Source organism: Mesocryomonas lacus (assembly GCF_055730135.2).
In genome coordinates, this window is sequence record NZ_JBUZWE020000031.1 from 1 (window position 1) to 6,640 (window position 6,640).

General features: G+C 52.8%; 3 protein-coding genes and 4 pseudogenes. 1 reads left to right on the plus strand and 6 read right to left on the minus strand.

The features are described from left to right. Positions 1-606: 606 nt before the first annotated feature. A complete protein-coding gene (locus ACZLZY_RS24605; RefSeq protein ID WP_472936616.1) occupies positions 607-1,605 on the minus strand; it encodes a glycosyltransferase in 999 nt (332 codons plus the stop codon). A gap of 557 nt (positions 1,606-2,162) precedes the next feature. On the opposite strand from ACZLZY_RS24605, the pseudogene tnpC reads away from it, so the two are divergent. Continuing rightward, positions 2,163-3,127 (plus strand): annotated as a pseudogene (tnpC, locus tag ACZLZY_RS24610) (IS66 family transposase); the annotation flags it as partial. A gap of 34 nt (positions 3,128-3,161) precedes the next feature. Here the strand turns inward: tnpC and ACZLZY_RS24615 are convergent. The 5 genes and pseudogenes from ACZLZY_RS24615 to ACZLZY_RS24635 form a co-directional block, all read right to left on the minus strand. Continuing rightward, positions 3,162-3,366: pseudogene (locus ACZLZY_RS24615) on the minus strand (transposase); the annotation flags it as partial. Between the two features lie 102 nt (positions 3,367-3,468). Further along, positions 3,469-4,225 (minus strand): annotated as a pseudogene (locus ACZLZY_RS24620) (IS5 family transposase). A gap of 186 nt (positions 4,226-4,411) precedes the next feature. Continuing rightward, on the minus strand, positions 4,412-5,245 hold the full coding sequence (locus ACZLZY_RS24625; RefSeq protein ID WP_472936617.1) for an O-antigen ligase family protein: 834 nt from the start codon (positions 5,243-5,245) through the stop codon (positions 4,412-4,414). A 692-nt stretch (positions 5,246-5,937) separates the two neighbouring features. Then, the gene (locus ACZLZY_RS24630) at positions 5,938-6,219 is read right to left on the minus strand and encodes a hypothetical protein (RefSeq protein WP_472936618.1); all 282 of its coding nucleotides are present in this window, start codon (positions 6,217-6,219) and stop codon (positions 5,938-5,940) included. 210 nt (positions 6,220-6,429) lie between these two features. Then, positions 6,430-6,640 (minus strand): annotated as a pseudogene (locus ACZLZY_RS24635) (hypothetical protein); the annotation flags it as partial.

Genomic DNA, 6,640 nt, shown 5'->3' on the forward strand with positions numbered 1-6,640 from the left:
CCCACACCTCGCAAGGCATTAATATCTCGCATAAATTTTTGCTCAAGTCTTGTATTTACCAATGCCGATCTAGCTCATCAAATTCGGTATCGTCTTCCTGCGGTGCAAGGAACATTCGAACCATAGCTTTCAGCTAGACGATAAATGCCATGATCATTCCTACCCGCATTCATACAGTCATTGCTTACCAGCCGCTTCAACGCAATCAGAATCATAGTCCGGTAGGTTGGCACCGTCCAACTTACCCAATGCGAACGCCACAATATGCAGGACGGATCTGTCGTACTCACGGCCTGGGCCACGCATGCACTTGCCCAGATTCCGCTGGCAATACTGGGTGCACGCTTCCTAGTCTGCGCCCACTGCTGGAAGGCTCAGGTGTTCCGCGTCCGGTCAGATGGACGCGATGATGTTGATCCTGATGGTTGCTTCCGGTGCTTGAAGTGGTTTCGGATTGGCGGAGAACAGAAAAGATCAAGACGCCTGTTGGAATTGCTCCACTTGGCCAGAAAACGGAACGAGATGCCATAGCCGCAACGGGGCGCTCTGTAATCCAACTTCCAATTTTTAGTTAGCACTTGATCGGCAGATACCCAGCAGCTCTTACTAAGAACCATCTAGTGAAAAGTAGGCATCAGCGTAACGACGTGCGCTTTCCTTTTGGCTGAGGGAGGATCCAACGAAACTACGCGGTTTGAAGTTCGGCAGGTTACTGAGAAATTTATCGAGAGATTGATCAAAATCATTAATTCCACTGAATTTCATGCCACATTGGGGAGAAAAAAATGGTACGGATGAAGCAGGAACACGGTTCCCGAACCATTCCCATATTGGATCTGCCCAAAAGCCGCGATCCCATGCCAACACAGGTATGTTTGATACAAGAGCTTCTTGATAAGCTAAACCCTGCGTTTCGTGCTCGCAACAGAATAGCAAAGCACGCGCGTCATCTAGACCTTCCAGAAATTCGGAATGGTGATGCTTTCCATACCGCATAGTACGCACAGAAAGGCCGCGATCCTGTAACTTTTTTTGGATAGGATATATCAAAGTCGGACGGGCTACATGCTGCGCCCAACGAATTTTATCATAAAGAATAAAGTCTAGTGATTTTACGCGACCTGACCTATCCGGCCAATCATCTAAATTAAAACCAGCGAACCATTGAATGCACTTTGCCGGATAGTAGGGTTCAAACATATCCCGCATCCAGTCCGAAAGAACAAGTATCTTACGAAATCGTGGGTCGGAGAATAAATCAGGTGCCATTCCCGGATGATCGTAGAGAGAAGGTCCGAGTAAAACCGGATTGGGCAAGGGCCATGTTTCCAGCAACGCGGTTGATCCGACAAGTCCCACAGGATAAGTTGGATGACGAAGAGCGAAATCATAATCATTCACCCGAACAGCAAATCCATTAGATTGAAGCGCCTGGACAAGCATTGAGAATGATACATCGAACCCAGAACGCTCTTGCTTTCCAGTTAAACGCTTATATACCGGCCGTATTATATCTTTTACCTTACTAGAAATTGTTCCTTGTGCCGCCTTGCTATTGTTTGCAAAAAATAATAGTACCGTTTTATGATTTTCAATTTTTGTCAATTTTTACTCCAATCTCATACCGTTCAGGAATTTAACGCGTTAAGCTCACTACGTCCATAGCGTGAAATCGACAGGAGGTCGCGATAGGCGGTCTGAGCAAAGGGTCTAATCCACAGTCGGATTGATGCGGCAAGGACGAAGCGGAGAAATCTACTCGCGGTCTTGTCGTGTCGCGTCGTACGCCGCCAACTGTGATTCTGCTTTGAGGAGCATCGTTCGACGTAAATTCGCAGTCTATAAACGTATACGTCGATGACGGGTTTGACCTTACGGTTTCGCTTTGCAAGATGACCGCCCCGACGCCTCGGGCTTCGAGGTCGGCTAGACTGAAGTTGGCATCGTATTCCTTATCGGCGAGCAGGACGCAGGGCTTGGGACCGGGCCGATCAGGGTCAGTTGCATAGCCTTTCATATCGCAGACCTGACCGCCCCTCAGCGTGATGGCAGCCGTGAATCCTCTAACATTGCTTCGGAGATGGATCTTGGTCGAGAAGCTACCGCGAGAGCGTTCATGACCTTGGTCTTGATGCCCTTTTTAGCGCGCCGCCAGCGTGTTGATAAGCTCGCGTCATCACCTGCTTTCGGTCTGTTGCGTTTGCTGCAGCATGCTTGTTTCAGCGGGCGTGCCCGACGCGGCAAAGGGAACGCCGTTTGGGCCGCGGCTGCATGCAGTGGCGTCCTATCTCAAGACCTTCCAGGCCCTGTCCTATGAAAGGCTTCAGAATGCTCTGGCCGATCTCTTCGGCTTGCAGATCAGCCAGGGCGGGCTGATGAACATGCTGCGCCGGGCGCAAGGTTCCTTCGTCGCCGATCGCGATGGTGCCATTGCCGCCCTGCGCCGTGCCACAGTAGTGGGCTCGGACGAGACCGGCGTGCGGATCGAGGGCAGCAATGCATTCCAATGGGTGTTTCGCTGCGATGAGGCCGTTGTTCATCAGGTCGCTCTAACTCGCGGCGCCATCGTGGTCAGGGCCCTGATGGACAGGCACCGGCCAAAGGTCTGGTGCTCAGATCGTTACTCCGCCCAGCAAGGACATGCCGACGCCCATCAGACCTGCTTAACTCATCTGGCCCGCGACGTCGCCTACGCCGAACAGGCGAGCGAGGATCTGCGCCTTCGCGGCTGAGGATCTGGCTGTCCAAGGCTTTCGCTTTGGCGAACGGCATCACGACCTTTGCTGCATCAACCATCGCCGCCAAGCGCCGGGCGCTGGAACGAAGTCTTTCCGATATCCTCGCCGCCCCGACATCATGTCCCTTCGACCGCGTGGTCCAGCACAAGTTCAGGTGGGCGCGAGACCAGCTCCCGACCTTCGCTCTTTGGCCCGGCATGGTCGATGCCACCAGCAAATGCTGCGAGCGATCGCTGCGACCGACCGTCATTCAGCGCAAGGTCAACAACGGCTACCGTGCCATGTGGGCTGCCGAAGGCGAAGCCGACATCCGCACCGTCGTCGACATCGCAAGGCTGCGTCCAGGCGCCAATGTCTTCAAAACCATTCTAAAGACCGTCGGCGACTGAAATGCGTGAAAGCGGGGGTGGGTAGTTACCGTCCCAGAGCTGCCTGCGTCCAGCGCCCACTGGCGATAGACCGAGTTCCAGGCACCGAAATGGCTGTGCAAATCACGCCACGCCGTCCCCGTTCGGGCGATCCAGAACACCCCGTCGAGAACCAACCGATATTCGCGAGGTCGCCGACCTCGCCGCGGAACTTTCTCGACCACGAACGGCTCGAAGAAGACCCATTCCGCATCTGACATCAAACCTCGAACCAAAACCGCTCTCCGCAAAGAGCAGCCTTGAGTCAGTCAACAGGTGATTTGGGAATCCCCATTGCCCACCCGCCTAGGGCGGATCGCCATTCAACTTAGCCACATCATAGCACCGGCGAGGTGAACGAAGCCGGTGAAGTGGATGGTTCTGCGATCGTAGCGGGTCACGAAACGACGGAAGTGCTTGAGTTTTGAGAAGCATCGTTCGATCCGGTTGCGATGCTTGTAGGCGCCGACGTCATTGGGAATAACGATCTTGCGGCCTCGGTTTGAGGGAATGACCGCCGCAGCTCCCGCCCCGGCGATAATCGCCCGCAAGGCGCCGCTGTCATAGGCGTTGTCGGCGAGGACTGCCTGGCCGGAATGGCCTTTGAGCAGCACGGCCGCCTGCGGACAATCGCCCGCATGACGGCGGTGACGATGAAATGCAGCGGCCAGCCGAGAGTGTCGTCGAGCATGTAGATCTTGGTCGTCAGTCCCCCTTCGGGAACGCCCCAGCGCCTGATCCTGGGCCCCCTTTTCCGCAGGCTGCCTGCTGATGGGCCCGCACGATGGTGCTGTCTATCATCAGGTATTCGTTGTCACGGTCGGCGGTGAGCACCTCGAACACCCGCTCCCACACGCCCTCATGGCGCCATCGGCTGAAGCGGCGGTGCACAGTCTTCCACTTGCCATAGCGCTCAAGCAGGTCACACCAGTGCGCGCTCGAGCGCAGAACCCACAAACAGCCGTCCACAAACAGCAGTTTATCGGAAGCCTTCCGGCTGGGATCGCTGGCTTTACCCGGCGGAAGCAGAGCGATCCTCGCCCACTGCTCCTCTTTCAGTTCGTACGGCTTGGCCGCCATCAAAAGCTCCGCATCTTCACACGGAACCCTATGAATCAGCGATCACCTCGGTTGGGAACCCTGAATATTGATTTTGCCTAGTCCAGGTCAAAATAACTAAACTTAAGCCCGCCCTTTCCTAAGAGATCTCTATTGATTCCTATGGTACTGACAATAACGCATCCCATACGCACGATATTCTCGGCTCTAAGTCAAAACAGCATGCGAAAAATTGGAGTTTGGAGCCCAAGAAACCCGCATTCGTAGATGAACATACGCATAGAACAGCAGAAACGAGCCAAAATTATAGGCGTTAAAAAAGTCCACTTCAAAGAAAGACCGCGAAAGAAGTAATATAGAAAAACCTGCTACAACTACTAAGTCGTAATCTTTATTACCTCGGGTAATCATTGCTAAGGGCCTAAGGATTGTGCAGCCAACAATCCATACTAGTATTGCAAGACCAATAACGCCTAGCTCAACCATAACCTCAATGTACGTGTTGTGAAAATGAAAACCGTTGCGTGCGCCGATATAAAACTCCGCCCAGAGCCGCTCCGCTTCAGAGAAGCCCTGAACCCAGTAAGCTTGGTAGCCAGTGCCGAGAATTGGCGCCTGTTGGAACGTTCTAAATCCTTCAGACCAGAGATACGTTCGACCTGTCAGAGTGGAGTCCTTACCAAATATAGCTAGGATCTGATCGCCAATATTGGAGTTGAAAGCTGCGAGCAGAATGATAAACCCAAGCGGCAATGCCAGTACAACAAGCGTTATACGGGATCCCGCGGAAAGTCTCAGCGTTGTTCGTAAAGCGATGAAAGCACCTAGTGTAAAGATCACTGTCAGGATCGAAGTTGCCGACCGCGATCCTATCAACGCGTAGGCACAAAGAATTGTGGTTATAATAGCAATGAACGTTATCGGAGATGCTTCGCGAGGAGATAGTAGGTAGGCAATCGAAAAGTATACGCCAAACGAACAAAAATTTCCAAGTTGATTTTTTGAGTTGAATGCTCCGATAAATGTGTAGGATCCATCCATCAGGTCATATCCGTATCTACCAAAAATAAAAGAATAAATTACAACAAATAGACACCCCCATATTGCGCCTTTGGTTAAGGTACACAGTGTAATCGTTCGCGCGGCAATTGATGCGCATACCAAATGCGTAAAAAACTGAATTGACGACCGAAGCGTTATCGCCGGCACCTCCGACCACGTAGCGGATATAAGCATAAGAAAAACGAATAGTATCGGCACAAAAAAATAACTAGTCTTTCCTACAACTACGCGATAGTTGATTAGAACAAGCGGCATCCACAAAGAGTAAAATAACAGTATCGATGCAGGCCCAAAACGAATGGTATAAGCGAATATAAATACTGATATAGCGATTGCGAAGGTACCGTAGGTTTCGTTCTCCTGCGGTGCGATCAGCATTCTTTTAGAAATTTTCAAGTAGTGCACCTTTCGTGCTTACGATATGATCTAAGTGGCAGTACGGCAACATTTTCGTCGACAGGAAAACCTGGCCGAATTCGATACGCACCGCATCACGTCGTTTCATTCCTGACTCTTCGCAGCTCTGCGCTTTTTACGCTTTTTTTTTGGCATTGAAACTGGAATGTATCCGGGCAAGCTTAACCATATCCTCGGTGCCCGTCGCTGCCATGGAGTACGTACAGGCAGGACACCCGAGCTAGGCTTCTCCACCAAGCGACACGCTTCAAATCTCATACGTTATTGACTTGCCGCCGCGCCACTGCAACGGCTGCCGCGCGGTTAGATCTTCGGCTCGCCACCGACTGCTTAGAGGAGCGCCAAGTCGATGCGTTCGGCGACATCGACAGGCAGCTTCTCTGGACACTCGACCGGCTGCGGATGCATTCGTGATGGATGAGCGCCACCTCGACGTTGTCGATGCTATGACGAGAGGCAATCGCCGTGAACGGCAGCATTGCCGTTAGATCAGCCTGAACCTCGCGACGGATTTCAGCATCGACCGCCGTCTTCATACGTGGCGACGGTTCTCCGTATGGAGGGATCCGGATCACGTCTTTAGGTCTCCCACTTTATAGACCTTGGCATCTGGATGCCCGTCGGCGATGGACTGCACCCGGTCTTCCCACGACGGCTGATCCAGCGAAGGCCACACCGGATCGCTAACTCGCGACAGGAAAAGCTCCGGGTAGTCCCACGCGTGATCGATGTCGGCTGCACTGTAGCTAAGCCGCGGACTGGTCTACGAGGCCCGGATTGAAGCTCGGGTTCTCGATAGTCGGCAGCGACTTCGGCGGCGGATGCAGGATGACGTAGCCGCGCGGGTTCGCGAGGATCTTCGTGCGGCCAACCATGTAATTTTGCTGACTGTGGACGTGTCCGTGGATCCAGAGATCGGGCTCGAACTTCAAGTGGTCTACCCCCTGAAAAGTTCTT